Origin of the sequence: Thalassovita taeanensis (assembly GCF_900110775.1) — a bacterium.
GTDB lineage: Bacteria > Pseudomonadota > Alphaproteobacteria > Rhodobacterales > Rhodobacteraceae > Litorimicrobium > Litorimicrobium taeanense.
The window spans coordinates 297,399-320,258 of the sequence record NZ_FOEP01000001.1 but is presented as its reverse complement, the minus strand read 5'-3'; the positions used below and the strand labels follow the sequence as shown (position 1 = coordinate 320,258).

Sequence of the window (22,860 nt, the reverse complement as noted above, 5' to 3'; positions counted from 1 at the left end):
GCCCGATCCGCGCCCCAAGACAAGCCCCGCCGATGTTTACCCCGGCACCGCGAAACTCAGCGCCGCCCACAAGCTTTCCCAAACCGCATTGCGCGCTTCGGCCAGATCCGGCGCCGGGTCGCGCAAAATGACCGCATCCAGCAAATAGACATGCCCCGGCGTCACCGGCACATGCACGACGCCCTCTGCATCGGTCCGCAGCAGGCTGATCACCACGGCACCATCCGGCGCGCGTTCAAACACCTCGACCTGCGCCGCCGCCCGCGGCGCCCCGTCAAAGCTCAGACGCACCGGAAACCCGTCCGACAGATCATCAACATAGGGATTGGCCAAGGCGACAAATTCGGTCTCGAACCCCATCGCGCGATCCGCGCCGCGGCCATGACCAACCCCGACCAATGCCTTGGAATAGCGCGTATAAACCTCGCGGAACGGTGCCTCTGGCAGACCGCGCGCCAGATGCCGCGCCCGCACATCGCCAAAATCCTTATGCTCGACGAAAGCCTGAAACTTCTCCCACGTCGGATAGCTGACCACACTGGGCTGCGACTGATAGGCCATGACCGCCAGCCCATCCTCCAGAACCAACCCCTGAACCGCCGGAATATCACCGGCCCGCCCGGTGATCGGCGCGCGCTGATCGCCCTGCACCCAATCAAACACCGCGATCCGACTGTCATACCAGGCCTGTTCGGCCCCTTCGAATTTCTGACCGTTTTTCAGCGATGCCACCACCGGCGCGCCGCTTTCGACTTGATACTGCTCCGGTTCAATCCATAACTCGTGCGACAGGGCAGGGACCGCAGGCAGCAGCAGACAGACGAGGGCAAAGATGCGCAAAACAGTGTTTTTCATACAGACCAAGCTGGCGTTGGCGCTGCTTTTGTCAAGTATTCTCGGCACACCCGCCCATGCGCACGAGGTCACACCCGCCATTGCTGACCTCAGCACCGCCGAAACCACCGTCACGCTGCGCTTGCGGTTGAACGCCGAAGCCCTGCTTGCCGAAATCGACCTCGACGGGCTCGAAGATACCAACGAGGCCGAAGGCGCGGCGCAATACGACAGCCTGCGCGCGCTGCCGCCTGCCGCGCTTGAAACCCGGCTGCGCCGCAGCTGGGATCGGTTGGGGCAGGGGCTGTCGCTGTCGATGAACGGCACCGATCTGCCGCTTGCCCCGGACACCATCCAGATCCCCGAGGTTGGAAACCCCGACCTGCCCCGCGCCAGTATTCTGACGCTGACGGCCGACCTGCCCCCGCAAGACGGTGATCTGGTCCTCAGCTGGCCACGCGGCTTCGGCACGCTGATCCTGCGCCAACAAGGGGTCGAGGCGCCCTATACCGGCACCCTGTCGGGCGGCGACAGCTCGCCGCCGATCCCGGTGGTCGGCGGGCGCCAGATCTCCGCTTGGCAGGCCTTTGGCCAGTATATCCCGGTTGGCTTCGATCACATTCTTCCCAAAGGCCTGGACCATATCCTGTTCGTGCTCGGGCTGTATTTTCTGTCCACCCATATCAAGCCGCTGCTGTGGCAGGTGTCCGCCTTTACGCTGGCCCACACCGTGACGCTGGCGCTTGGGGCCATGGGATGGGTCAGTATTCCTGCGTCGATTGTCGAGCCGCTGATTGCGGCCTCGATCACCTTTGTGGCAATCGAGAACATCTTTGCTCACGGGCTGAATCCTTGGCGGCCCATCATCATCTTCTGCTTCGGCTTGCTGCATGGGCTTGGCTTCGCATCGGTCCTGGGGCAATTCGGCCTGCCCGAGGATCAGTTCTTTCCGGCGCTGATCGGCTTCAACGTCGGGGTCGAACTGGGTCAGATCACCGTCATTGCGCTGGCATTTCTGGCCGTCGGCGCGTGGTTCCGCAACAAACCGTGGTACCGCGCCCGCATCGCCATTCCGGCTTCGACCGTGATCGCGCTGGTGGGCGGCTGGTGGTTTATAGAGCGTGTGTTCCTGTGAACAAGCAGCCGCAGGTCTCAAAGCGTCATACATCCTCCTTCATATCGGTGGCAGGTCGGGGCAGGGGCAGTGTTGCCCCAAAACCGTAAATAATCCGTTCACGGTGGTCAGGTCGTCCCGAAAAAAGTAAACGGCGCGCAGACCCGGCCAAGATGCCACGCCCGGTGCACAGGTGGTGCACGCCCGGTGCACATATTGCGCCGCCCTCGCGCGGGCGCTCTGAGGCCGGTAAACAAAGCGGCCGCAACCTCTTGCCTTCGCCGAAAATCCGATCTATATGCGCGCCATTCAAACCCGCAGACGGGGTTGGGCCTATGAGGGAGAAATCCTCATATGTCCGCCGGTTGGAGCATCCGCTCTGAACCCCCGTCGAGGCGAAAACCGGAAAGGAAACAAAGACATGGCTCTTCCTGAGTTCACCATGCGCCAGTTGCTTGAAGCAGGCGTTCACTTCGGCCACCAGACGCAGCGTTGGAACCCCCGCATGGGCGAGTACATCTACGGCGCGCGCAATGGCATCCATATCATGGACCTCACTCAGACCGTTCCGATGCTGGATCAGGCCCTGAAAGTCATCCGTGACACCGTCGCCAAAAACGGCCGCATCCTGTTTGTCGGCACCAAGCGTCAGGCCGCGCAACCCATTGCGGATGCAGCGGAAAAATGCGCTCAGTACTACATGAACCACCGCTGGCTGGGCGGCACTCTGACCAACTGGAAAACCGTTTCGCAGTCGATCTCGCGTCTGAAAAGCATCGACGAGCAGATGGAAACCGGTGCCGAAGGTCTGACCAAGAAAGAGCGCCTGAACATGGAACGCGATCAGCTGAAGCTTCAGGCTTCGCTGGGCGGGATCCGTGAAATGGGCGGCGTGCCGGACCTGCTGTTCGTCATCGACGTGAAAAAAGAGCAGCTGGCCATCGCCGAAGCCAACAAGCTGGGTATCCCGGTTGTGGCCGTGGTTGATACCAACTGCTCGCCTGCCGGCATTGACTACATCATCCCCGGCAACGACGACGCGGCCCGTGCCATCGCTCTGTATTGCGATCTGGTCAGCCGCGCTGCTCTGGACGGGATGACCGCTCAGATGGGCGCCGCCGGTGTCGATCTTGGTGCGCTGGAAGAGGCCCCTGTTGAAGAGGCCGTCGCCGAGGCTTAAGGCCCCGCGTCACAAAACTGATACGGGGTGCGGGCTATGCCGCCCCCGGACCACTCAATTCTATCCTAGGAGAGCCACGATGGCGATCACTGCTGCACAGGTAAAAGAGCTGCGCGAAACGACTGGCGCGGGCATGATGGACGCGAAAAAAGCGCTGACCGAAACCGACGGCGACATGGAAACAGCAATCGACTGGCTGCGCACCAAAGGTCTGGCCAAAGCCGCCAAGAAATCCGACCGTACCGCAGCCGAAGGTCTGGTTGCAGTTTGCGTCGAAGGCGGCAAGGGCGTTGCGGTTGAAGTGAACTCCGAAACCGACTTCGTTGGTAAAAACGCTGATTTTCAGGCGATGGTTCGCGGTATCGCGTCGGTTGCCATTGGCGTTGATGATGTCGAAGCCCTGAAAGCGGCGGACATGGGCGGCAAGCCGGTTTCCGAAGTTCTGACCGACAAGATCGCCACCATAGGTGAAAACATGTCCGTGCGCCGTATGGCTGTGCTGAAAGGCGAAACCGTTGTGTCCTATGTGCACAATGCCGCCGCCGAAGGCATGGGCAAAATCGGTGTTCTGGTCGCGCTGACTGGCGGCGACGAGGCATTCGGCCGTCAGGTCGCCATGCATATCGCTGCCGTCAACCCGGCCTCGCTGGGCGAAGCGGATCTGGACCCGGCACTGGTCGAGCGTGAGCGCAATGTTCTGACCGAGCAGGCACGTGAGTCCGGCAAGCCCGAAGCCGTCATCGAAAAGATGATCGTTGGCCGGATGCAGAAATTCCTGTCCGAAGTTACGCTTCTGGGTCAGAATTTTGTCGTCAACCCCGACCTGACCGTCGCTGCAGCCGCAAAAGAAGCTGGTGCCGAGATCACCGGCTTTGTTCGGCTTGAAGTTGGTGAAGGTATCGTCGTCGAAAAAGAAGATTTCGCCGCCGAGGTTGCCAAGGTCGTCAAAGGCTGATTCCTTCAGCTCTAGCGAAAAGAAAAACGGTGCCGTCAGCGATGACGGCACCGTTTCTGTGTCGACCCCACCCCCGGACGATTGGGGATGAACAAGGGGCGGGCCAAGGTGCCAGCTTGCGAATGGACTATACATTCGCAAACTGGCGTCCGGCAGAACCGGCCGGGCAGGAGAGCCTTGAAATCACAAGGGGTCCTTTCCGATGTTCCTTTGGCTAAAGCCACCACTCACGGAACATGATCAGGTTGCCCCTTTACGCTGCGTTAAGAAAGTATGGGATTCCTTACTCGACGTCATTTAGAGCCAAATTCCGCGAAAAACTATGGAATTCCATACCTTTGCACCCTCATCTTGAGAGTCGATGCAATGGCTGGCAGATCGCGGCCCGAAAGGGCCTCAGGCTTCCAGAACGAACATCTGGTTCTGCAATGCAGCCTTCAGAACGGCCTGCGCGGTGGTCTCAACGTTAAGCGCCTCTCGCGCCAGCCGCAGATGCTTTTCAACCGTCGCCGGGGTCAGCCCCATGAGCAAAGCTGTGTCCTGCGTGGTCTTGCCGTCTCCGACCCATTCCAGCGCTTCGCGCTGACGCTTTGTCAGAGTACGGCTGGGACCAGAATAGGGCAGGGTCAGGATTTTCAGATGCGCCACGTTGTTGATCGCCAGAATGTCGGGCCCGTGTTTTTCCCAAATCGCGTCGACGGTATCTTGGGTCAGGTCAGCGCGTCCGGTCAGCGCTATCGCGCCCTTGGCCCGCGGCGAAATTGACTTGAAGCTGATCGAATAACCGCAATGCACTTTTTGGGTCAGGTTGAACTCGATCACCCGGCGCTCGCTTTCTGTAAGGGTCCCGGTGCTGATCATCTCGCCAATGATGCGCCAGCTACACGCGCCTTCGTTCTCCAGAACCCATCTGACCATCGGCGCATGAAAATACAGGCCTTGGCCCATGAACACATCCGTATAGGCCTCGCTGTGGTTGGTCAGAATGACAAAGTCCTCTGGGTCACCAAGTGAGGTGTTCGTCTTGTAGCGCGTGAACCCATAAAGCAGCCGATCAAACCCGTAAGAGGCCATTTTGCGCGTATGCAGGTCCCAGAGCTCTTCAATGCTTTGGGTGTTCGTCAGGGCTTCCAAATAGCGGCTAATGCTCATTGGTGGTCTCCGGCGTCGTCCGGCCTGTACGTCTGGTCACAGATGGCATGAAATTTGATTAACATAAAAATGTCTAACCTCATGTCGCACAGTATGTCGAGCGGTTGAAATGTGCATTTTGCTGATATTATTGCAATCTAGGTGCCGCATAGGAGCGGTTCAGTGAAATAGTTTACATAATACTGATTACGCGACTCAGGCCTGGCAAAGTGGTCGTTTGTTCCAAAATACTCTATTGCTTTATTGCTTACCACACACAGCGCCCTGCAACGAAGCCCACCTAGGAAATCGCATAAGTGATCCCTACCAAAAAGCGGTAGTTTTTTGACGATAAAAAATTTCAACTTTCGATTTCTGAAAAAAATGAAATTACCATTGTCTGAGCAGAAGCTGCGCCTTGTTTTTGAGGTTCAGCGCCCTGCCAAAGGATGGCGCGTGTCTGGATTATATCGTAATACTGGTGACTACCTTTTCAAGGTGAAAAGGTATGTACGCCCAGACGGCGAACGCTTTGCGACAGTCGTCGATCGGTTCGGGGTGCCATCCTACTATCCTACAGCACTGATGTTGTCGCGACGTCCCAAGGGCATCTCCGTAAAGACCATGGAGGCCACCGCCGCTGACTTGGTTCATGTTGGTCTATGGACGCAGAGAGAGCGGATCGACCTAAACGCTCGCCTCGAAGCTTTGGCGGATATCGAATACGCTGGAGGCCGACAACATCTTTGTCGAGCGGATCTGGCGGGCGATGAAATACGAACGCGTTTATATGCACGCTTGGGAGACAGGCTCTGAGGCCAGGGCTGGCGTCAAGACCTGGATGGACTTCTACAACAACAAACGCCCACATTCCGCGCTTGGCGGCAAACCACCCGCTGTGATCTACTGGCAGCGAAATGAAGCAACACAACTCGATCAGCAGGAGCAAAGAGTAGCTTAAATCACGCCAGATCCTGTCCAACTATCGGGGAGTAGCTCAATCAATATGCGAATTTCTGTGCGTATTCTTTATGAACTTGTCACAAGCCGAGAATGTTACACGCAGCAGTCACAATCCCATCCCGCGATGGCAATGTGGCAGCATATGCCGGGCCTGTCGCAATGAAGCTGTCCTCGGCAGTGATCCGCGCTGCGTTAGGGGTTCCATTTTCGGCAAACAGCGCCATCAATGCTTCGCTCTGCGATCCGGTGCGGCGGCATTCATCGACGATCAGAATGGCACCGCAGCCTGTAACGGCATCCAGCAGCGCATCCTCTGCCAAGGGCGCCAGCCAGCGCAAATCGACGATCCGCGCATTAACGCCTTTCTGAGCCAGTATCTTCGTCGCTTGCGATGATAGATACACACCATTGCCATAGGTCACGATCGCCAGATCACGCCCGGCACCGATTACCCCAACCTCGCCGGGCGGCAGCTCAAGCCCGGCCTTGGGATAGCGCTGCATCCAACCGCCATCTCCGTCCTCGTGCAGATCGCGCATCGGATACAGTGCAATCGGCTCGACCATGACAACAACGCGCTGCTCCTCGTGCGCCAGACGCACGGCAGCGCGATACATCGCGACCGCATCGGCCCCGTTCGAGGGGCACCCGATGACCAGTCCTGGAATGTCTCGCAGTACCGCCAGCGAATTGTCGTTGTGAAAATGGCCCCCAAAGCCTTTTTGATACCCAAGCCCCGCGATCCGAACGACCATAGGGTTGGTGAACTGCCCGTTCGAGAAGAAAGGCAACGTCGCGGCTTCGCCCCGCAGCTGATCTTCGGCGTTGTGCAGATAGGCGAGAAATTGAATTTCGGGCATGGGCAGATAGCCCGCCTGCCCCAAACCAAGCGACAGCCCAAGAATGCTCTGCTCGTCCAACAGCGTGTCGACCACACGGGTCGCCCCGAACCGGTTTTGCAGGCCTTTGGTGATGCCATATACGCCGCCCTTGCGCCCGACATCCTCGCCCGTAACGACGATATCGGGATTGGATAGCATCATATCCGTCAGGCCAAGATTGATCAGCTTGTTCATCGGCTGGGGCTCGGCGAAAGCGCGCAGATCTGCGGCGCCGAACACCTCGGCGCGATCCGCCTCGGACGGGCCGTTTTCTGCTGTCCGGGAGCGTCTGGGCGGGATGATCGCTGCCATAACTTGTTCAGCACTGGTCAGCTTCGGCCGCACAATGGCGCGCTCCGCAAACTCTGAAGTCCGGCTTTCAATAGACTGATAAAGCGAAATAATATCATCTCGTCCAGCTACACCTTCGTCGATCAGGCGCGCGGCAGAATGCAACAGGGGATCGTTTGCCTCTTGTGTCTCAATCTCGGATTTGGGGCGATAGACCGCTTCAACATCCGCTCCCGCATGGCCATAGAGCCGCACACAGGACAGGTGCAGAAAGCCTGGCTTGCGACGGGTGCGCACCCACTCGGCCAACGCCCGCGTTTTCACATAGGTTTCAACAAGATCAAGACCGTTGCACGCAACATATTTCAACCCCGGACGTCCCCGCATCGAGGCTTCAACCCATCCCGACGGCGTCTTGACCGATATGCCGATCCCATTGTCCTCGCACACCATCAGCAAGGGCATCGGCACCCCCTGAAACGCCGCCCATCCTGCCGTGTTGATTGCACCCTGCGCCGTTGAATGGTTCAATGAAGCGTCACCAAAGCTACACATGGCGATGGAGTCACTTGGGTATTCCGGTTCCGCAGGTGGGTTCTTGCGTGCCATACCAAACGCATAGGCCATTCCCATCGCCTTGGGCAGATGGCTGGCGATGGTAGAGGTCTGCGGCGGAATATTTAGCTGCTTCGAGCCAAGCACTTTGTGCCGCCCGCCGCTGATCTGGTCCTCTGATGATGCGGTGAAGCTTAGTAACATGTCCCAGATCGGGTCTTGCCCTGCGACCTGCCCTGCGCGCGCGATCTGAAATGCAGCATCGCGGTAGTGCAGAAACGCCGGATCTGTCACCCGCAGAGCCGCCGCAACTGCCGCGTTGCCTTCATGGCCGGAAGATCCGATGGTATAGAACCCCTGCCCGCGCGCCTGAAGCTTGCGCGCAACGCGGTCCAACTGACGGCTGGCGACTTGCGCCTCGAACAACGCCAGAAGCTGCGCCTTGCTCAGCCCGCTCCCCTCAAGCGCGGGGCCGACAACCTTGGGAAGGTCGCCGGTTTTCACGCGCCTGAGGAAATTTGTGTGAACAATTTCAGATCGGTCCACGGCTCACCTACTGTATTTCATCGTCATTGACGCAGTGCGATCAAAAGAACGCCTGCAAACCTGTTTGCGCCCGACCAAGGATCAGCGCGTGCACATCATGCGCGCCCTCATAGGTGTTCACTGTTTCAAGGTTTACCATGTGCCGGATTACGCCAAATTCCAAACTGATCCCGTTGCCGCCGTGCATGTCGCGCGACATGCGGGCGATCTCCAATGCTTTGCCACAGTTATTGCGTTTTACGATGCTGATCATCTCGGGGGCCGCCTGTGCCTTGTCCATCAACCGCCCCACTTGCAGGCTTGCCTGAAGCCCGAGCGCAATTTCGGTCTGCATATCCGCGAGTTTTTTCTGATACAGTTGTGTCTGCGCCAGCGGGCGCTTGAACTGATGACGATCCAGGCCGTACTGCCGCGACGCATGCCAACAGAATTCCGCCGCGCCCAAAGCGCCCCAACTGATACCATAGCGCGCCCGGTTCAGACAGCCAAACGGCCCTTTCAGGCCCTCCACATACGGCAGGAGGGCGGCTTCGGGGACTTCTACGTTGTCCATTACGATTTCGCCGGTGATTGACGCGCGCAATGACATTTTGTTGAGTATTTTCGGAGCGCTGAGGCCCTTCATGCCTTTTTCCAACACGAAACCGCGGATCTTGCCGCCGTGCGCGTCGGACTTGGCCCAGACCACAAAAACATCTGCGATCGGCGAATTGGAAATCCACATCTTCGCGCCGTTAAGGACATAGCCGCTATCGGTTTTTACCGCGCGGGTCTTCATGCCTGCGGGGTCGGAACCGGCATCGGGTTCGGTCAAACCGAAACAGCCAATCCATTCACCCGAAGCCAGTTTCGGCAAATATTTATTTCGTTGTTCCTCGGAGCCATAGGCGTAGATCGGATACATCACCAGACTGGACTGCACCGACATCATCGAGCGATAGCCGCTGTCGACGCGCTCGACCTCGCGCGCAACGAGGCCATAGCTGACATACCCGGCGCCGATACCGCCGTATTGCTCGGGCGTGGTTGCGCCCAAAAGCCCCATTTCACCCATTTCGCGGAAAATCTCGGGATCGGTGTATTCTTCGGAAAATGCTTTCAAAACGCGCGGTTGCAGCTTTTCCTGACAGTATGCGTGGGCGCTGTCACGGATCATCCGTTCGTCTTCGGTCAGCTGATCGTCAAGCCGGAACGGATCGGTCCAGTCAAACGCGCTCAGGTCGGGGGCATCTTTGGCGCGGACGGTGGGCTTGTCAGTCATTTTTCGGCTCCGTGGGGCTGGCACGGATGGGTTAATATCCGATGCATGAGTTTTTCGGTCGATTCACCAGAGGTTAGCGTTGGAATTGCGATAAAAATAGCGAATATTCCGCATCATCTTATGAGGATACCGCATAGATGCAAACGCCGCGCCGATTTTTGCCCTCAATCGCCTCGCTTCGGGCGCTGGAATCGCTGGACCGGCTGGGCAGTGCCACAGCGGTTGCGGACGAGCTAAACCTGACCCAAAGCGCGGTCAGCCGACAGTTGCAGACGCTGGAGGCGCAGCTTGGCGTGTCGCTGATCATCCGCGACCGCAAGGTGATGCGCCTGACCGAGGCGGCCGCGGATTATGCGGCGTCAGTCAGAGAGGCGTTACAGCAGATCACGCAGGCCTCGCTGAAGGTGCAGGTCAATCCAGAGGGCGGCAGCCTGAATTTGGCGATCCTGCCCACGTTTGGGATGCGTTGGCTGGTGCCACGTCTGGCCGATTTCGCCAAGCGCCATCCAGAGATCACAATCAACATGGCGACCCGCCTGTCGCCCTTCAACTTTGGCACGCAACCATTTGATGCTGCGATACATTTCGGACATGCGGAGTGGCCGGGCACCGGGAATTTGCGGCTGAAGCCGGAACATGTCGTGCCGGTCTGTGCGCCGCAGGTTCTGGAGCGAACCACGATCGCGCACCCGCGCGATCTGTTGGCGTTGCAGTTGTTGCATATTGAGACCCGCCCCTATGCCTGGGCGCAGTGGTTTGCCACATACGGGGTCGATGCGCAGGGGCTGCAAGGCACGCTGTACGATCAGTTTTCAACGATCACCCAAGCCGCAATTCATGGCTTGGGCGTGGCCTTGTTGCCGGATTATCTGGTTGAACAGGATCTGGCGACCGGGCGGTTGGTTGTGGCCTATGGCGGGCCGACGCGGTCGCTGGGGTCGTATTATCTGGTCTGGCCGTTGGAGAAGGCGCGCAATGCCTCGTTGCAGGTGTTCCGCGATTGGCTGGCGACGCAGGCCGAGGATGAAGACGCCCTGCCCCGTTAACGAGAAATGAATGAGCATTTGGAATGGACGTCGCAAAAAGCCGACGTGTGATTTGCGTGCACAACCTGTGCACCCCCCGTGCACCGGCTGCGCAGACATCGCCTAGCCCAGAGCATACCCCGCGCCGCGCACCGTGCGCAGCGGGTCATCGCCACCATGCAGGGTCAGCGCCTTGCGCAAGCGGCCGATATGCACGTCGACGGTGCGGGTATCGACATAGATGTCGCGCCCCCAGACCCGGTCGAGCAGCTGTTCACGCGACCAGACGCGGCCGGGTTTTTCCATGAAGGTGGACAGCAGGCGAAATTCGGTCGGCCCGAGCTTCAGCGGCAGGTCCGAGCGTGTGACCCGGTGGGTTTCGGCATCAAGCACGATATCTTCGTATTCCAGCCGCTCGCCCACGGTTGCCGGCCGGGTGCGGCGCAACTGGGCGCGCACACGGGCCATCAGTTCGACCAGAGAATAGGGTTTGACGACATAATCGTCGGCCCCGGTTTCCAGCCCGCGCACGCGGTCCACTTCCTCGGACCGGGCGGACAGCATGATGATTGGCACGTTGCGGGTTTCCGACCGGGTTTTCAGGCGGCGGCACACTTCGATCCCCGAAACATTCGGCAGCATCCAATCGAGAACGATGATGTCCGGCTGTTCTTCATCCACCAGAATCAGCGCCTCTTCGCCATTTTCAGCGCGGGCGACGCGGAACCCTTCGGCTTCGAGGTTGTAGGCCAGCACTTCGCGCTGTGCTGGCTCATCCTCGACCACAAGCACGGTCGGCTGAGTGGTGGACATTTGGTCAGACCTTTCCGAGGGCTACGTCGACCGAGGTCTGATCGCCTTTGGGGCGGTTGTCCTCGGGCATTTTGCCGGTCACCAGATAAACCACCTGCTCTGCGATCGAGGTGACGTGGTCGCCCATGCGCTCGGTGTTCTTGGCGATGAAATGCAGGTGCATGCAGGCGGTGATGCTGCGCGGGTCTTCCATCATGAAGGTCAGGAATTCGCGGAACAGGGCGTTGTACATCTGATCGACGTCCTGATCGCGGTGGATCACGTCCATCGCCAGTTCGGCGTCGCGCTGAATATAGGCGTCAAGCGCGTCCTTGAGCATCAGCTGCACTTCGCGGGCCATCCGGCGCAGGGCAGAGTACGAGCCGTTGATCGGCGTCATCTGCACCAGAACACCGGTGCGTTTGGCCATGTTTTTCGCGTAGTCGCCGATGCGTTCGAGGTTGGAGGCGATTTTCATCACCGTCAGGATGACACGCAGGTCCACGGCGGCGGGCGCACGCAGGGCAATCAGCCGGGCGGTGTTTTCGTTGATCAGGTCCTCGAGCTCGTCAATGGCGATGTCGGCGGAGCGGACGCTTTCGGCCAGCTCTTCGTCGCGCTCTTCCAGCGATTGGGCGGCTTTGAGGATGGACTCTTCGACCAGCCCGCCCATTTTCATGATCTGGGCCTGGATGGTTTCGAGATCGCGGTCAAAGACCGATGCGATGTGTTTGTCTGACATGGGAATGTCTCCTTAGCCGATCCGGCCGGTGATGTAGCTTTCGGTGCGCGGGTCCACCGGCGTGGTGAAAATCTGGCTGGTGTCGCCGTATTCCACCAGATTGCCGAGGTGGAAGAAGGCGGTTTTCTGGCTGACACGGGCGGCCTGCTGCATCGAGTGAGTGACGATCACGACCGAGAAATTCGCGCGCAGTTCGTCGATCAGCTCTTCGACCTGAGCAGTCGCGATGGGATCGAGCGCCGAGCAGGGTTCATCCATCAGCAGCACTTCGGGTTCGGTGGCGATGGCGCGGGCGATGCACAGGCGCTGCTGCTGGCCGCCGGACAGGCCGGTGCCGGGCGATTGCAGACGGTCTTTGACCTCGTCCCAGATGGCGCCGCGACGCAGGGATTTCTCCACGATCTCGTCCAGTTCCGCCTTGGTGCGGGCCAGGCCGTGGATCTTCGGGCCATAGGCGATGTTGTCGTAGATCGACTTGGGGAACGGGTTGGGTTTCTGAAACACCATCCCGACCTTGGCACGCAGCTGCACCGGGTCGACCTTGGGGTCATAGATGTCTTCGTTGTCGAGCAGGATCTTGCCTTCGACGCGGCAGATATCGATCGTATCGTTCATCCGGTTCAGACAGCGCAGGAAGGTGGATTTACCACATCCCGACGGGCCGATGAACGCGGTGACAGTATTGTCCTGAATCTGAACGGACACATCTTTGATGGCGTGGGTGTCACCGTAATAGACCTGAACATCGGTCGCGGCGATCTTGATTGCTTTCTGGTCCAAGGTGTTCTCCAAACTGGGCGCGTCATACATGGTGTGTTTACCTTCTACCAACGGCGTTCGAACCGGCGGCGCAGGATGACCGCGATCGTGTTCATGGTTACGAGGAATACGAGCAGGATGATGATACCACCCCAGGCGCGTTCATAGAATGCAGGGTCGGCGCGCTTGGCCCATTCATAGATCTGGGCAGGCATGGCCGAGTTGGGCGACAACAGCCCCTCGGAGATACCACCGGGCGCGTTCGAGGCGATGAAACCGATCATGCCGATCAGCAACAGCGGCGCGGTTTCGCCAAGCGCCTGTGCCAGACCGATGATGGTGCCGGTCAGGATACCGGGCGCGGCCAGAGGCAGCACATGGTGGAACACCGACTGCATTTTCGAGGCCCCGAGCCCCAGTGCCGCATCACGGATCGACGGCGGGACCGCCTTGAGCGAGGCACGGGTCGAGATGATGATGGTCGGCAGGGTCATCAGCGTCAGCACCAGACCCCCGACAAGCGGCGCGGACTGCGGCAGGTGCATGTAGTTGATGAACACCGCAAGGCCAAGGATACCGAAGACGATCGAGGGCACGGCGGCAAGGTTGGAAATGTTCACCTCGATGATATCGGTGATCCAGTTCTTGGCGGCGAATTCTTCGAGATAGATCGAGGCGGCGACACCGATGGGCAGCGCCAGCGCCAGCACCACCAGCATCATGAAGAACGAACCGGCCATGGCGACGCCCATGCCTGCGGCCTCGGGGCGTTGGTCCGAGGCGTCGGCGCCAAGGATGAAGTCCATGTTGAAGCGCTTTTTCAGCACGCCCGCCTGTTTCAGCTGATCGACAAAATCCAGCTGCTCGACCGAGATGTTTTTGTCGTTGGCGATGCTTTCACGGGTCACGCGACCTTTGAGATAGCCATCGACGCGGCTGTTGGCGAGAAATTCAAACTCGATGGTCTTGCCGATCTGATCGGGGTCGTTCAGCACATAGTCGCGCAGCTGCGCGGGGGCGCTTTTGGACAGGATGCCGGACTGATCCTTGGGTTTCAGCGTGGTTTGAATGCCAGTATCGGCAACAACCTTGTTGAACCCGCCGGCGATCAGCGGCGCATAGCCGAAGGTCGAGACCTTTTTGATCAGTTCGAGGTCGCGGGCCCCGGTTTTGTCGAGCTTGTTTTCCAACAATTCGACCTGAAGGGTAATGAAGGTCTGCTGGAATGCGCCCACACCTTTGGTGAGGATTGTGAACATCAGCACCAGCAGCATGGTAAGGCCGATGCCGATGGCCACCATGCCATAGAAGCGAAAGCGGGCCTCGGAGGCGTTGCGTTTCTTGGTGCGGGCGTCGGGGCGCAGCAGGGTGCTGGCCTTGGGGATCGAAGCGTCGGTCATTCGTACTGCTCCCGGTATTTGCGCACGATATAGAGGGCGAGGACATTCAGCCCCAGCGTCAGGACAAAGAGCGTCAGGCCAAGGGCGAAGGCGACCAGCGTTTCAGGGCTGGAAAAGTCGCCGTCGCCGGTGAGCTGGCTGACGATGCGGGTGGTGATCGTAGTCATGGTTTCAAGCGGGTTGAGCGAGAATTTGGCAATCGCCCCTGCCCCCATCACAACAATCATGGTTTCGCCAATCGCGCGGCTGGCGGCGAGCAGGATGGCCCCCACGATGCCCGGAAGGGCGGCGGGGATCACCACCTGACGGATGGTTTCGGACTTGGTGGCGCCAAGGCCAAGCGAACCGTCGCGCATGGATTGCGGCACCGAGTTGATGATGTCATCGGACAGCGAGGACACGAAGGGGATCAGCATGATGCCCATCACGATGCCAGCGGTCAGCACCGAGGTGGCACCGCCCATCCAGCCAACACCCAGCAGGCCTTCGGCGCCGAAGATGTTCAGCAGCAACGGGCCGACGGTCAGCAGGGCAAACAGGCCGTAAACGATGGTCGGGATACCTGCGAGGATCTCGAGCAGCGGTTTGGCGAAGGCGCGGACTTTGGGGCCGGCATATTCCGACAGGTAGATCGCGGCAAACAGCCCGATCGGCACGGCAACCAGAAGCGCGATGATCGAGATATAGAGCGTGCCCCAGAGCAGCGGCAGGATCGACAGTTCGCTATCGCCGCGAAAGTTGGGCGCCCATGTGGTGCCGAAGAAGAAGTCACGCCAGTTGTGCAGTTTGAAGAAGTTCACGGTTTCGAACAGCATCGACAGGACGATGCCGACCGTGGTGAGGATCGCCAGCGAGGCGGCGGCCATCAGCAGCACCTTGATGCCTTTTTCGACAACGTTACGGGCGCGGAAATCCTTGTGGGTCCGGCTGTACGACAAGACAAAGCCGACCAGAGCGATCAGGATCACCACGATGTTACGCAGCAGCGCGCCGGTGGAATTGAGCGCCCGGTAGCGTTGGGCGGCATAGAGCACCTCGGGGCGGACATCGGAGCCGAGGGCCACGCCGACATCGCCCAGGCGGCGACGCACGTCGGTCAGCCCGGCGCGCACGTCGTCGGCCTCGGCGTTGGTCATGGCGCCTTGGCGCACGGCCTCGTCCAGACCATCAGCGACGCGGCGGACATCCGACATCACCAGATCCAGCGATCCGCTTTGTTCCAGCACATGGTCGGGAATAACGCGCGCGACGGAAGAGTTGATCACGCTGGGCTGCGCCAGCAACCAGATGGCCAGAACCAAAAGCGCGGGCACTGCGGCGCTGAGCGCACCGTTGGCGGCATAGAAATGCGGCAGCGAATGTAATTTCCGACTGTCGCCTTCGGCGGATTTCATCGCGCGGGCACGGCTTAGAACATAAGCAACTGCGGCGATGGCAAAAACAATCAGGACAAGCCAGAAAACCGACATTTCCGCTCCGATTTATGTTTGGAAAATTGTCAAAAAAGATGGACAGGGCAGCGGGGGGCTGCCCTGTCCGGGTGGGTCTTACATGTTCGAGCCGAGAACGGCTTCGTCAGCAACCAGAGTCTGGGTTTTGGCCAGCTCGGGGTCGGAAACCAGACCGTATTGGGCCAAGGGGCCATCGGGGCCTGCGATTTCGTCAGACACGAAGAACTCGGCGTATTCTTTCAGGCCGGGGATCACGCCGATGTGGGCTTTCTTGATGTAGAAATACAGCGGACGCGACACCGGGTATTCGCCGGTTGCGATCGATTCAGTCGACGGCAGGATGCCCGACATGGTTGCGACTTGCAGCTTGTCGGTGTTGTTCTCGTAGAAGGCCAGACCGAAGACGCCGATGCCGTCTTTGTTGCTTTCGATGCGGGCCAGAGTTTCGGTGTAGTCGCCGTCGATGTCGACCGATACGCCGTCGGTGCGCAGGCTGATGCAGGCTTTCTCGGCGGCTTTCTTGTCGTCGCCGTTGGACGCTTTGATCACGTCGAATGCGCCGGTTTCTTCGCAGCCAGCCAGAATGACTTTGTCTTCGAAGACTTCACGGGTGCCGTGCTTGGTGCCGGGGATGAACGCCTGGATCGGCTGTGCCGGGAAGGAGGGGTTCACGTCGGCCCAGGTTTTGTTGGGGTTGGCGACCAGCTTGCCGTCAACCAGGATCTGGTCGGACAGGGCCAGGAACCAGTCGTTCGGCGTGAAGGCAAAGCTGTTGCCATTGATGTCGGAGGCGAAGACGATGCCGTCATAGCCGATTTTAACTTCGATGATGTCGGTCACACCGGCTTCGGCGCAGGCTTTGATCTCTTTGTCTTTGATCTTGCGCGAGGCGTTGGCGATGTCGATGGTGGTTTCGCCCACACCTTCGCAGAAGCGCTTCAGACCAGCCGAGGAGCCGCCCGATTCAACAACGGGGGTCGGGAAGTCGAAGTTTTCGCCGAAGGCTTCGGCAACGATGGAAGCGTAAGGCAGCACGGTGGACGAACCTGCAACCTGCACCTGATCGCGCGCGATGGCGGCGGTGGCGGAAACAGCTGCGATCGCCAGCGTGGAGGCGGTCAGTTTCACGAATGACATGGGGAAACTCCTGATTTCGAGTGGTGGATCATCTTTGTGATGACCTCTGAGTGGCGGCGTAAGCCCGTTCAGCAATGCTTTTGTGACAGTTGTGTAACGTTTTTATGACGCTCGCTTTTGTCGTGACGTCAGCTTGGAGTGCTTAAAGAATAATCGTTCCCAAGTTTTTGTTTTCATGAGGTTTCATCGGCCACGATTTATAACAGGCGCGAAAGTCGGCACCATTGATCGAATCCCGCCGACCCCGGCGAGGCTGAAAACGGTGCCTTAATCGAGTGCCGGAAGAATCACCGTAAAGGTGGTGCCCTGTTCCTGCCCGCTTTCGATTTTCATCCGGCCGCGGTGACGGTTGACGATGTGTTTGACGATCGCAAGCCCCAGCCCGGTGCCCCCCATTTCACGCGAACGGTGGCTGTCGACGCGGTAGAACCGTTCGGTCAGGCGGGGGATATGCACGGGGTCGATGCCCGGCCCGGTATCAGAGACCTCGAGCCGCACTGCGGGGCTGCGCAGGGCCGGATCGCGCATCATATGGCTGAGCCGCACGGTCACCGTACCCTGTCGCCCGCCATATTTGATCGCATTTTCCAACAGGTTGGTGACCACCTGCCGCAGTTGATCGGCATCAGCCGGCACGGCAAGCGGCGCGTCGGGCAGTTCGGGCACCAGCGTCACCTCGGATTTCTCGGCCAGCGGCGCCAGAGAGCGCAATGTGGACTGCACCAACCCGACCAAATCGACGCTTTGACCGGGGCGGATCCGCTCTTCGGCCTCGACATGGCTGAGCGACAGCAGGTCGCGCACCAGACGGTTCATCCGGCCAGACTCGGTTGCCATGATCGCCAGAAAGCGGTCGCGCGCAACGGGGTCGTTGCGGGCCGGGCCTTGCAGGGTTTCAATAAAGCCCATCAGTGCGGTCAGTGGCGTGCGCAATTCGTGGCTGACGTTGGCGACGAAATCGCGGCGCATCTGGCCGGCGGTTTCGAGGTGGGTCACGTCATCAAAGGTGACAAGCACGCCGTTGGCCGGCGGAAAGGACAGATAGCCGCAGTGCACCTGATAGGTGTTTTCGCTGCGCCCGTCGGTCATCAGATAGCGCGTGGTTCTGGGTTGGCGCGAGGTTGTGCACGCCTCGATCGCGTCCAGCACCGAGGGTTGGCGCAGCACGGTGACCAGATGGCGGCCGGTGATGCCCTGCCCCAGCAGCGCCTCGGCCCGAGTGTTGGTGCCGACGATGCGTTCGCCGTCGGCCACCAGAACGGCGGCCAGTGGCAGCGCCTCGAGCAGGCTTTGGATTGCGGCTTCGGTCATGGTCCCTGCCCGGCCCTAGTCCGCGACCGTGAGGCCCGCGCGGAACCGGCGCATGTTGTCCTGATAGTGCAGCGCGCTGCCACGCAGGCCGGCAATCGCGGTCACGTCCAGTTGCCGCACGACTTTGCCCGGCGCGCCCATGACAAGGCTGCCATCGGGGATTTCCTTGCCTTCGGTCACCAGAGCCCCGGCGCCGATCAGGCAGTTCTTGCCGATTTTGGCGCCGTTCAGGATGGTGGCCCCCATGCCGATCAGGGTGTTGTCGCCGATGGTGCAGCCGTGCAGCATCGCCTTGTGCCCGATGGTGCAGCCCGCGCCGATGGTCAGCGGATACCCCTTGTCGGTGTGCATGACGGTGTTTTCCTGCACGTTGCTGCCGGTGCCGATGTGGATCAGCTCGTTATCGCCGCGCAGGGTGCAGCCGAACCAGATCGACGTGCCGCTGTCGAGCCGCACGTTGCCGATCACGTTGGCATCCGGAGCGACCCAGAAATCGCCGTCTTCGGGGGTTTGCGGCGCGGTGCCGTCAAGCGCATAGAGTGTCATGTCAGGTCCTCGAATTCCAGTTGCAGGTTGCGCACGTGATCCATCAGGGCGGGTTGTTGCAGGCGGCGCAGACGGGTGGCGGTGACGATGGTCTTCAGGTCGGCGGTGGTCTTGGTCAGGTCATCGTTGACCAGCACGAAATCATAGCCATCCCAGTGGCTGATCTCGTCCCAGCTTTTCTGCATCCGGCGGGCGATGACGTCGGGGCTGTCCTGATCACGGCTGACAAGGCGGCGGTGCAATTCGGTGATCGAGGGCGGCAGGATGAAGATCGACAACGTGTGCGCCCCAAGGGCGGAGTTGCGAATTTGCTGCGCGCCCTGCCAGTCGATATCGAACAGCACGTCCTGTCCGGCGTCGATGGCCGCCTGGACCGGGCCTTTGGGCGAGCCGTAGAAATTGCCGAAGACATGCGCGTGTTCCAGCATCTCGCCGCTGGCCACATCGCGTTTGAACTGATCTTCGGTCAGGAAATGATAGTCCTGCCCGTCGATTTCACCGGGGCGTGGCGACCGGGTGGTGGCCGAGACGGAAAAGCGGATGGTCGGATCCCAGTCGCGCAGGGCACGCGACAGGGTGGATTTGCCCGCGCCCGAAGGCGAGGACAGGATGATCAGAAGGCCGCGACGCTGGCTCATGTCTTACTCCACATTCTGGACTTGCTCGCGCATCTGGTCGATCACGGTCTTGAGGTCCAGCCCAATTCGCGTGAGCGCCGCAGATTGCGACTTGGAGCACAGAGTATTTGCCTCGCGGTTGAATTCCTGCATCAGGAAGTCGAGCTTGCGCCCCACGGGGGTGCATTCGTGCAAAAGCGTGCGGGCGGCGGCGACATGGGCACGCAGGCGGTCGATTTCCTCGGTCACGTCGGTTTTGACCGCGATCAGCGCCAGTTCTTGCGCGACGCGCTGCGGATCGGCGCCGTCGGTATTGTCCAGCACCCGCGCCAGTGAGGTACGCAGGGCCGCGGCCATTTCGGGCTTGCGGGCGGTGGCAGTCGTGGCCGCAGCCTCGACCAGATCGCCAATTTCGCCGACCTGTCGGGCCAGCACCGCGCTTAGCGCCTGCCCCTCGCTGGCGCGCATGTCCAGAAACGTGGCCAAGACCGGATCAAACCCGGCCAGAAGCGCCTCGAGCAGGGCGGCGGTGCTTTGTTCGGGCGAGGTTTGTTCCAGCACGCCGCGCACCGACAGGATGTCAGCCGGGGTGGCGGGCGCCAGCGACAGGCCGACATCCATCGCCTGCTCTTCGATCCGGGCCATGGCCGTCAGCACCGAGGCAAGAACCGCCTCGTTCACGGCCAGATCACCGGCGGTTTCGTCGCGCTGCACCCGCAGCGACAGGGTGACGCTGCCGCGCCCCATCGCCCGGCTGAGCCGCGCGCGCAGGGCCGCTTCGAGCCCTTCGATCCAGTCGGGCACGCGCAGCCGCAGGTCCAGCCCCTTGGCGTTGACGCTGCGCAGCTCCCAGCTCCAGTTGAAGGGCGGCGCAGTGCCGGTACCCGATGCAAAGCCGGTCATTGATTGTATCACGCGCACCTCCCAATGCTTGTGCCACAGACCTAGGCCATTTCGCCCCCAAGGGGCAAGCACGGGATCGGTGCACGGAGCGGGCGTTGGGGTGTCGAAGGGTTAACCAATGGCTGCGAATTTATGCCCAAATTGCCTCAAACCATGGCACATTAAGACTTAGGTAACCTTTGCCTCGGTAATCTGTGTTAACAGATCATGAGCGCCTGGGTTTTGTATCAGTCGAGGGCGAAAACGTGTGGTGTGGTGTAGAACGCGGACGAAATGTGATCGAGATGAGCCGGTTTCACAAGGACAACAGATTTCCGGAAATCGCAGAGGTTGAGGCCTATTGGACCGCGCTGCGCGGGGCGCGGGCGGTGCCGGCACGGATCGACATTGATCCACGGGGCATAGAAGGCGCGCTGTCGCATACCTTTTTGCTGGAGCGGGTCGCCCCCGGTGTCGGGCGGCTGCGGCTGGCGGGGATGCATCTGAACGATCTGCTTGGCATGGAAGTGCGCGGGATGCCGCTGAGTGCGCTGTTTGCGCCGCAGCATCGCGCCCGGATTGCTGATCTGATGGAACAGGTCTGTGCCTGCCCCGCCATCGCAGATCTGACGCTGACCGCCGAGCGCGGCATTGGCAAGCCTGCGCTTGAGGCGCGGATGAAGATGCTGCCGCTGACGGATTCGCAGGGCCGGGTGACGCGGATATTGGGATGTCTGTCGATGCTGGGCCATGTCGGGCGCGCGCCGCGCCGCCTGATGATCGCGTCGGACCGGCTGACGCTGCTGGACGGGCGTGTGGTTCAAGCGCCGCAGCCCGAAGCGGCCGGGTTTGCAGAGCCCGCGCAGCCGTTTGAGCGGGCTGATCGGCGGCATTTGCAGGATGTGGCGGACAAGCACCCGTATCTGCGGCTGATCAAGTCCGAAGGATAAGGTTCTGTTTTAGCTTCTACTTTTCCGATCTGACATACCAAAGGCGCGCCCGGTGAGGCGCGCCTTTGGTATGTGTTGAGCCGCGATTTCTAAGCTTGGCTTAGACCGCTTCGGCCTGACGTTCCTGACGCAGGGCGGACAGTTCCTCGGCCACGAGGAAGGCCAACTCCAGCGATTGGCTGGCATTCAGGCGCGGATCGCAGGCGGTGTGATAGCGGTCGCTCAGATCCTCATCCGTCACGGCGCGGACGCCGCCGGTGCATTCGGTCACGTCCTGTCCGGTCATCTCGAAGTGCACGCCGCCGGGAACGGTGCCCTCGGCCTTGTGGACGGCGAAGAATTCACGCACTTCGCGCAGCACCGATTCAAACGGCCGGGTCTTATAGCCGGTCGAGGATTTGATCGTGTTGCCGTGCATCGCGTCGCAGGTCCACAGCACGTTTGCACCCTCTTCCTGCACCGCCTTGATCAGGCGCGGCAGATGCTCGCCGACCTTACCGGCACCAAAGCGCGCGATCAGGGTCAGTTTGCCGGCCTCGTTGGTCGGGTTCAGCTTGGCCATCAAGATCTTGAGGTCATCGGTGGTCATCGTCGGGCCGCATTTCAGCCCGATGGGATTGAGCACACCACGGCAGAATTCGACATGCGCGCCGTCGGGCTGACGCGTGCGATCGCCGATCCAGATCATGTGGCCAGACCCGGCCAGCCATTTGCCAGAGGTCGAATCGTTGCGGCACAGGGCCTCTTCATATTCCAGCAGAAGCGCCTCGTGGCTGGTGTAGAAATCCACGGTTTGCAGGGTATGCGCGCGGGTGCTGTCAACGCCGGCGGCCTTCATGAAATCCAGCGTATCGCTGATCCGGTTGGCCATATCGCGGTACTTGGCGGCGTTTTCACCTTCGGTGAAGCCCAGCGTCCAGGCGTGGACCTGATGCACATCGGCATAGCCCCCGGTCGAGAACGCACGCAGCAGATTCAGTGTGGCGGCGGCCTGCGTATAGGCTTGCAGCATCTTGGCGGGATCGGGAATGCGGGATTCGGGGGTGAAGGCCAGTTCGTTGATGATATCGCCACGATAGCTGGGCAGCTCGACGCCGTTCACGGTCTCGGTCGGGGCCGAGCGCGGTTTGGCGAATTGCCCGGCCATGCGGCCGACTTTGACCACCGGTACCTTGGCGCCATACGTCAGCACCATCGCCATTTGCAGCATCACCTTGAAGGTGTCGCGGATCGCATTGGCGCTGAACTGATCGAAGCTTTCGGCGCAATCGCCGCCCTGAAGCAGGAACGCCTCGCCGCGTGAGGCCGCGCCAAGGGCGGCCTTGAGCTTGCGCGCTTCGCCGGCAAAGACCAGCGGCGGATATTTCGACAGTTGCGCCTCGACGGCGTTCAGGGCTGCCATATCCGTATAATCGGGCATTTGAACCCTGGGCTTGGTGCGCCAATCGGCTTTTTGCCACTCGCTCATCATACTACTCCGCTTGGTCTGATCAGGTGCCCTTCTATACAAAAGCGCGTCGGGTCATGCCACAGCGGA

General features: G+C 60.3%; 21 protein-coding genes and 1 pseudogene. 7 read left to right on the top strand and 15 right to left on the bottom strand.

Annotated features, from left to right (window positions below; all coding sequences use genetic code 11):
• Window positions 1–36: 36 nt before the first annotated feature.
• Window positions 37–855, bottom strand: coding sequence for a DUF4198 domain-containing protein (locus BSF79_RS01465; protein ID WP_090267346.1), 819 nt, complete (start codon window positions 853–855; stop codon window positions 37–39).
• On the opposite strand from BSF79_RS01465, the gene BSF79_RS01460 reads away from it, so the two are divergent.
• From BSF79_RS01460 to tsf, 3 genes are all read left to right on the top strand, one after another.
• Window positions 833–1,969: a HupE/UreJ family protein gene (locus BSF79_RS01460; protein ID WP_090267342.1), complete on the top strand. Its 1,137-nt coding sequence runs from the start codon at window positions 833–835 to the stop codon at window positions 1,967–1,969. The genes BSF79_RS01465 and BSF79_RS01460 overlap by 23 nt on opposite strands.
• Before the next feature lie 400 nt (window positions 1,970–2,369).
• The gene (gene rpsB, locus BSF79_RS01455) at window positions 2,370–3,128 is read left to right on the top strand and encodes a 30S ribosomal protein S2 (protein WP_090267846.1); all 759 of its coding nucleotides are present in this window, start codon (window positions 2,370–2,372) and stop codon (window positions 3,126–3,128) included.
• 79 nt (window positions 3,129–3,207) lie between these two features.
• Window positions 3,208–4,083: a translation elongation factor Ts gene (gene tsf, locus BSF79_RS01450; protein ID WP_090267339.1), complete on the top strand. Its 876-nt coding sequence runs from the start codon at window positions 3,208–3,210 to the stop codon at window positions 4,081–4,083.
• 396 nt (window positions 4,084–4,479) lie between these two features.
• Here tsf and BSF79_RS01445 read toward each other — a convergent pair whose 3' ends face one another.
• The gene (locus tag BSF79_RS01445) at window positions 4,480–5,235 is read right to left on the bottom strand and encodes a LuxR family transcriptional regulator (RefSeq protein WP_090267335.1); all 756 of its coding nucleotides are present in this window, start codon (window positions 5,233–5,235) and stop codon (window positions 4,480–4,482) included.
• A 324-nt stretch (window positions 5,236–5,559) separates the two neighbouring features.
• Between BSF79_RS01445 and BSF79_RS19390 the strand changes: the two genes are divergently transcribed.
• Window positions 5,560–6,030, top strand: a complete 471-nt coding sequence (locus BSF79_RS19390; protein ID WP_175545227.1) for a hypothetical protein — start codon at window positions 5,560–5,562, stop codon at window positions 6,028–6,030.
• Window positions 5,951–6,175: pseudogene (locus BSF79_RS01440) on the top strand (integrase core domain-containing protein); the annotation flags it as partial. The gene BSF79_RS19390 and the pseudogene BSF79_RS01440, both read left to right, overlap by 80 nt.
• A gap of 79 nt (window positions 6,176–6,254) precedes the next feature.
• Here BSF79_RS01440 and BSF79_RS01435 read toward each other — a convergent pair.
• The gene (locus tag BSF79_RS01435; RefSeq protein ID WP_090267330.1) at window positions 6,255–8,450 is read right to left on the bottom strand and encodes a thiamine pyrophosphate-dependent enzyme; all 2,196 of its coding nucleotides are present in this window, start codon (window positions 8,448–8,450) and stop codon (window positions 6,255–6,257) included.
• Window positions 8,451–8,490: 40 nt separating this feature from the next.
• Window positions 8,491–9,711: an acyl-CoA dehydrogenase gene (locus BSF79_RS01430; RefSeq protein ID WP_090267325.1), complete on the bottom strand. Its 1,221-nt coding sequence runs from the start codon at window positions 9,709–9,711 to the stop codon at window positions 8,491–8,493.
• Between the two features lie 137 nt (window positions 9,712–9,848).
• Between BSF79_RS01430 and BSF79_RS01425 the strand changes: the two genes are divergently transcribed.
• Window positions 9,849–10,757, top strand: a complete 909-nt coding sequence (locus tag BSF79_RS01425) for a LysR family transcriptional regulator (protein ID WP_090267322.1) — start codon at window positions 9,849–9,851, stop codon at window positions 10,755–10,757.
• A gap of 102 nt (window positions 10,758–10,859) precedes the next feature.
• Here the strand turns inward: BSF79_RS01425 and phoB are convergent, their stop codons facing one another.
• From phoB to BSF79_RS01375, 10 genes are all read right to left on the bottom strand, one after another.
• Complete coding sequence (gene phoB, locus BSF79_RS01420; RefSeq protein WP_090267318.1) at window positions 10,860–11,549, bottom strand: phosphate regulon transcriptional regulator PhoB; 690 nt, start codon at window positions 11,547–11,549, stop codon at window positions 10,860–10,862.
• Between the two features lie 4 nt (window positions 11,550–11,553).
• Complete coding sequence (gene phoU, locus BSF79_RS01415; protein ID WP_090267315.1) at window positions 11,554–12,270, bottom strand: phosphate signaling complex protein PhoU; 717 nt, start codon at window positions 12,268–12,270, stop codon at window positions 11,554–11,556.
• A 12-nt stretch (window positions 12,271–12,282) separates the two neighbouring features.
• Window positions 12,283–13,080: a phosphate ABC transporter ATP-binding protein PstB gene (gene pstB, locus BSF79_RS01410; protein WP_090267312.1), complete on the bottom strand. Its 798-nt coding sequence runs from the start codon at window positions 13,078–13,080 to the stop codon at window positions 12,283–12,285.
• Window positions 13,081–13,094: 14 nt separating this feature from the next.
• Entirely contained in the window at window positions 13,095–14,429 is a 1,335-nt protein-coding gene (gene pstA, locus BSF79_RS01405; protein ID WP_090267307.1) for a phosphate ABC transporter permease PstA, read from the bottom strand.
• Window positions 14,426–15,898, bottom strand: a complete 1,473-nt coding sequence (gene pstC, locus BSF79_RS01400; RefSeq protein WP_090267303.1) for a phosphate ABC transporter permease subunit PstC — start codon at window positions 15,896–15,898, stop codon at window positions 14,426–14,428. Before pstC ends, pstA begins: the two co-directional genes overlap by 4 nt.
• Window positions 15,899–15,976: 78 nt before the next feature.
• Window positions 15,977–17,017 (bottom strand): substrate-binding domain-containing protein, encoded by a 1,041-nt coding sequence (locus tag BSF79_RS01395; protein ID WP_090267299.1) that lies wholly within the window; start codon window positions 17,015–17,017, stop codon window positions 15,977–15,979.
• 267 nt (window positions 17,018–17,284) lie between these two features.
• Window positions 17,285–18,328 carry an ATP-binding protein gene (locus BSF79_RS01390; RefSeq protein WP_090267296.1) on the bottom strand — a complete coding sequence of 348 codons (1,044 nt, stop codon included), beginning with the start codon at window positions 18,326–18,328 and terminating at the stop codon, window positions 17,285–17,287.
• A 15-nt stretch (window positions 18,329–18,343) separates the two neighbouring features.
• Complete coding sequence (locus BSF79_RS01385) at window positions 18,344–18,874, bottom strand: gamma carbonic anhydrase family protein (protein ID WP_090267293.1); 531 nt, start codon at window positions 18,872–18,874, stop codon at window positions 18,344–18,346.
• Window positions 18,871–19,512, bottom strand: coding sequence for a guanylate kinase (gmk, locus tag BSF79_RS01380; protein ID WP_090267288.1), 642 nt, complete (start codon window positions 19,510–19,512; stop codon window positions 18,871–18,873). Before gmk ends, BSF79_RS01385 begins: the two co-directional genes overlap by 4 nt.
• Before the next feature lie 3 nt (window positions 19,513–19,515).
• On the bottom strand, window positions 19,516–20,394 hold the full coding sequence (locus BSF79_RS01375; protein WP_090267285.1) for a YicC/YloC family endoribonuclease: 879 nt from the start codon (window positions 20,392–20,394) through the stop codon (window positions 19,516–19,518).
• A 284-nt stretch (window positions 20,395–20,678) separates the two neighbouring features.
• On the opposite strand from BSF79_RS01375, the gene BSF79_RS01370 reads away from it, so the two are divergent.
• Window positions 20,679–21,323 carry a PAS domain-containing protein gene (locus tag BSF79_RS01370; RefSeq protein WP_090267282.1) on the top strand — a complete coding sequence of 215 codons (645 nt, stop codon included), beginning with the start codon at window positions 20,679–20,681 and terminating at the stop codon, window positions 21,321–21,323.
• A gap of 100 nt (window positions 21,324–21,423) precedes the next feature.
• Here the strand turns inward: BSF79_RS01370 and BSF79_RS01365 are convergent, their stop codons facing one another.
• A complete protein-coding gene (locus BSF79_RS01365; protein WP_090267844.1) occupies window positions 21,424–22,791 on the bottom strand; it encodes a class II 3-deoxy-7-phosphoheptulonate synthase in 1,368 nt (455 codons plus the stop codon).
• Between the last annotated feature and the right edge of the window lie 69 nt (window positions 22,792–22,860).

Bases quoted from the DNA above. Each gene is read 5' to 3' on its own strand.
- BSF79_RS01460 (WP_090267342.1), top strand. From the start codon at position 833: ATGCGCAAAACAGTGTTTTTCATACAGACCAAGCTGGCGTTGGCGCTG.
- BSF79_RS01465 (WP_090267346.1), bottom strand. From the start codon at position 855: ATGAAAAACACTGTTTTGCGCATCTTTGCCCTCGTCTGTCTGCTGCTG.
- rpsB (WP_090267846.1), top strand. From the start codon at position 2,370: ATGGCTCTTCCTGAGTTCACCATGCGCCAGTTGCTTGAAGCAGGCGTT.
- tsf (WP_090267339.1), top strand. From the start codon at position 3,208: ATGGCGATCACTGCTGCACAGGTAAAAGAGCTGCGCGAAACGACTGGC.
- BSF79_RS01445 (WP_090267335.1), bottom strand. From the start codon at position 5,235: ATGAGCATTAGCCGCTATTTGGAAGCCCTGACGAACACCCAAAGCATT.
- BSF79_RS01430 (WP_090267325.1), bottom strand. From the start codon at position 9,711: ATGACTGACAAGCCCACCGTCCGCGCCAAAGATGCCCCCGACCTGAGC.
- BSF79_RS01425 (WP_090267322.1), top strand. From the start codon at position 9,849: ATGCAAACGCCGCGCCGATTTTTGCCCTCAATCGCCTCGCTTCGGGCG.
- phoB (WP_090267318.1), bottom strand. From the start codon at position 11,549: ATGTCCACCACTCAGCCGACCGTGCTTGTGGTCGAGGATGAGCCAGCA.
- phoU (WP_090267315.1), bottom strand. From the start codon at position 12,270: ATGTCAGACAAACACATCGCATCGGTCTTTGACCGCGATCTCGAAACC.
- pstB (WP_090267312.1), bottom strand. From the start codon at position 13,080: ATGTATGACGCGCCCAGTTTGGAGAACACCTTGGACCAGAAAGCAATC.
- pstA (WP_090267307.1), bottom strand. From the start codon at position 14,429: ATGACCGACGCTTCGATCCCCAAGGCCAGCACCCTGCTGCGCCCCGAC.
- pstC (WP_090267303.1), bottom strand. From the start codon at position 15,898: ATGTCGGTTTTCTGGCTTGTCCTGATTGTTTTTGCCATCGCCGCAGTT.
- BSF79_RS01395 (WP_090267299.1), bottom strand. From the start codon at position 17,017: ATGTCATTCGTGAAACTGACCGCCTCCACGCTGGCGATCGCAGCTGTT.
- BSF79_RS01390 (WP_090267296.1), bottom strand. From the start codon at position 18,328: ATGACCGAAGCCGCAATCCAAAGCCTGCTCGAGGCGCTGCCACTGGCC.
- BSF79_RS01385 (WP_090267293.1), bottom strand. From the start codon at position 18,874: ATGACACTCTATGCGCTTGACGGCACCGCGCCGCAAACCCCCGAAGAC.
- gmk (WP_090267288.1), bottom strand. From the start codon at position 19,512: ATGAGCCAGCGTCGCGGCCTTCTGATCATCCTGTCCTCGCCTTCGGGC.
- BSF79_RS01375 (WP_090267285.1), bottom strand. From the start codon at position 20,394: ATGACCGGCTTTGCATCGGGTACCGGCACTGCGCCGCCCTTCAACTGG.
- BSF79_RS01370 (WP_090267282.1), top strand. From the start codon at position 20,679: ATGAGCCGGTTTCACAAGGACAACAGATTTCCGGAAATCGCAGAGGTT.
- BSF79_RS01365 (WP_090267844.1), bottom strand. From the start codon at position 22,791: ATGAGCGAGTGGCAAAAAGCCGATTGGCGCACCAAGCCCAGGGTTCAA.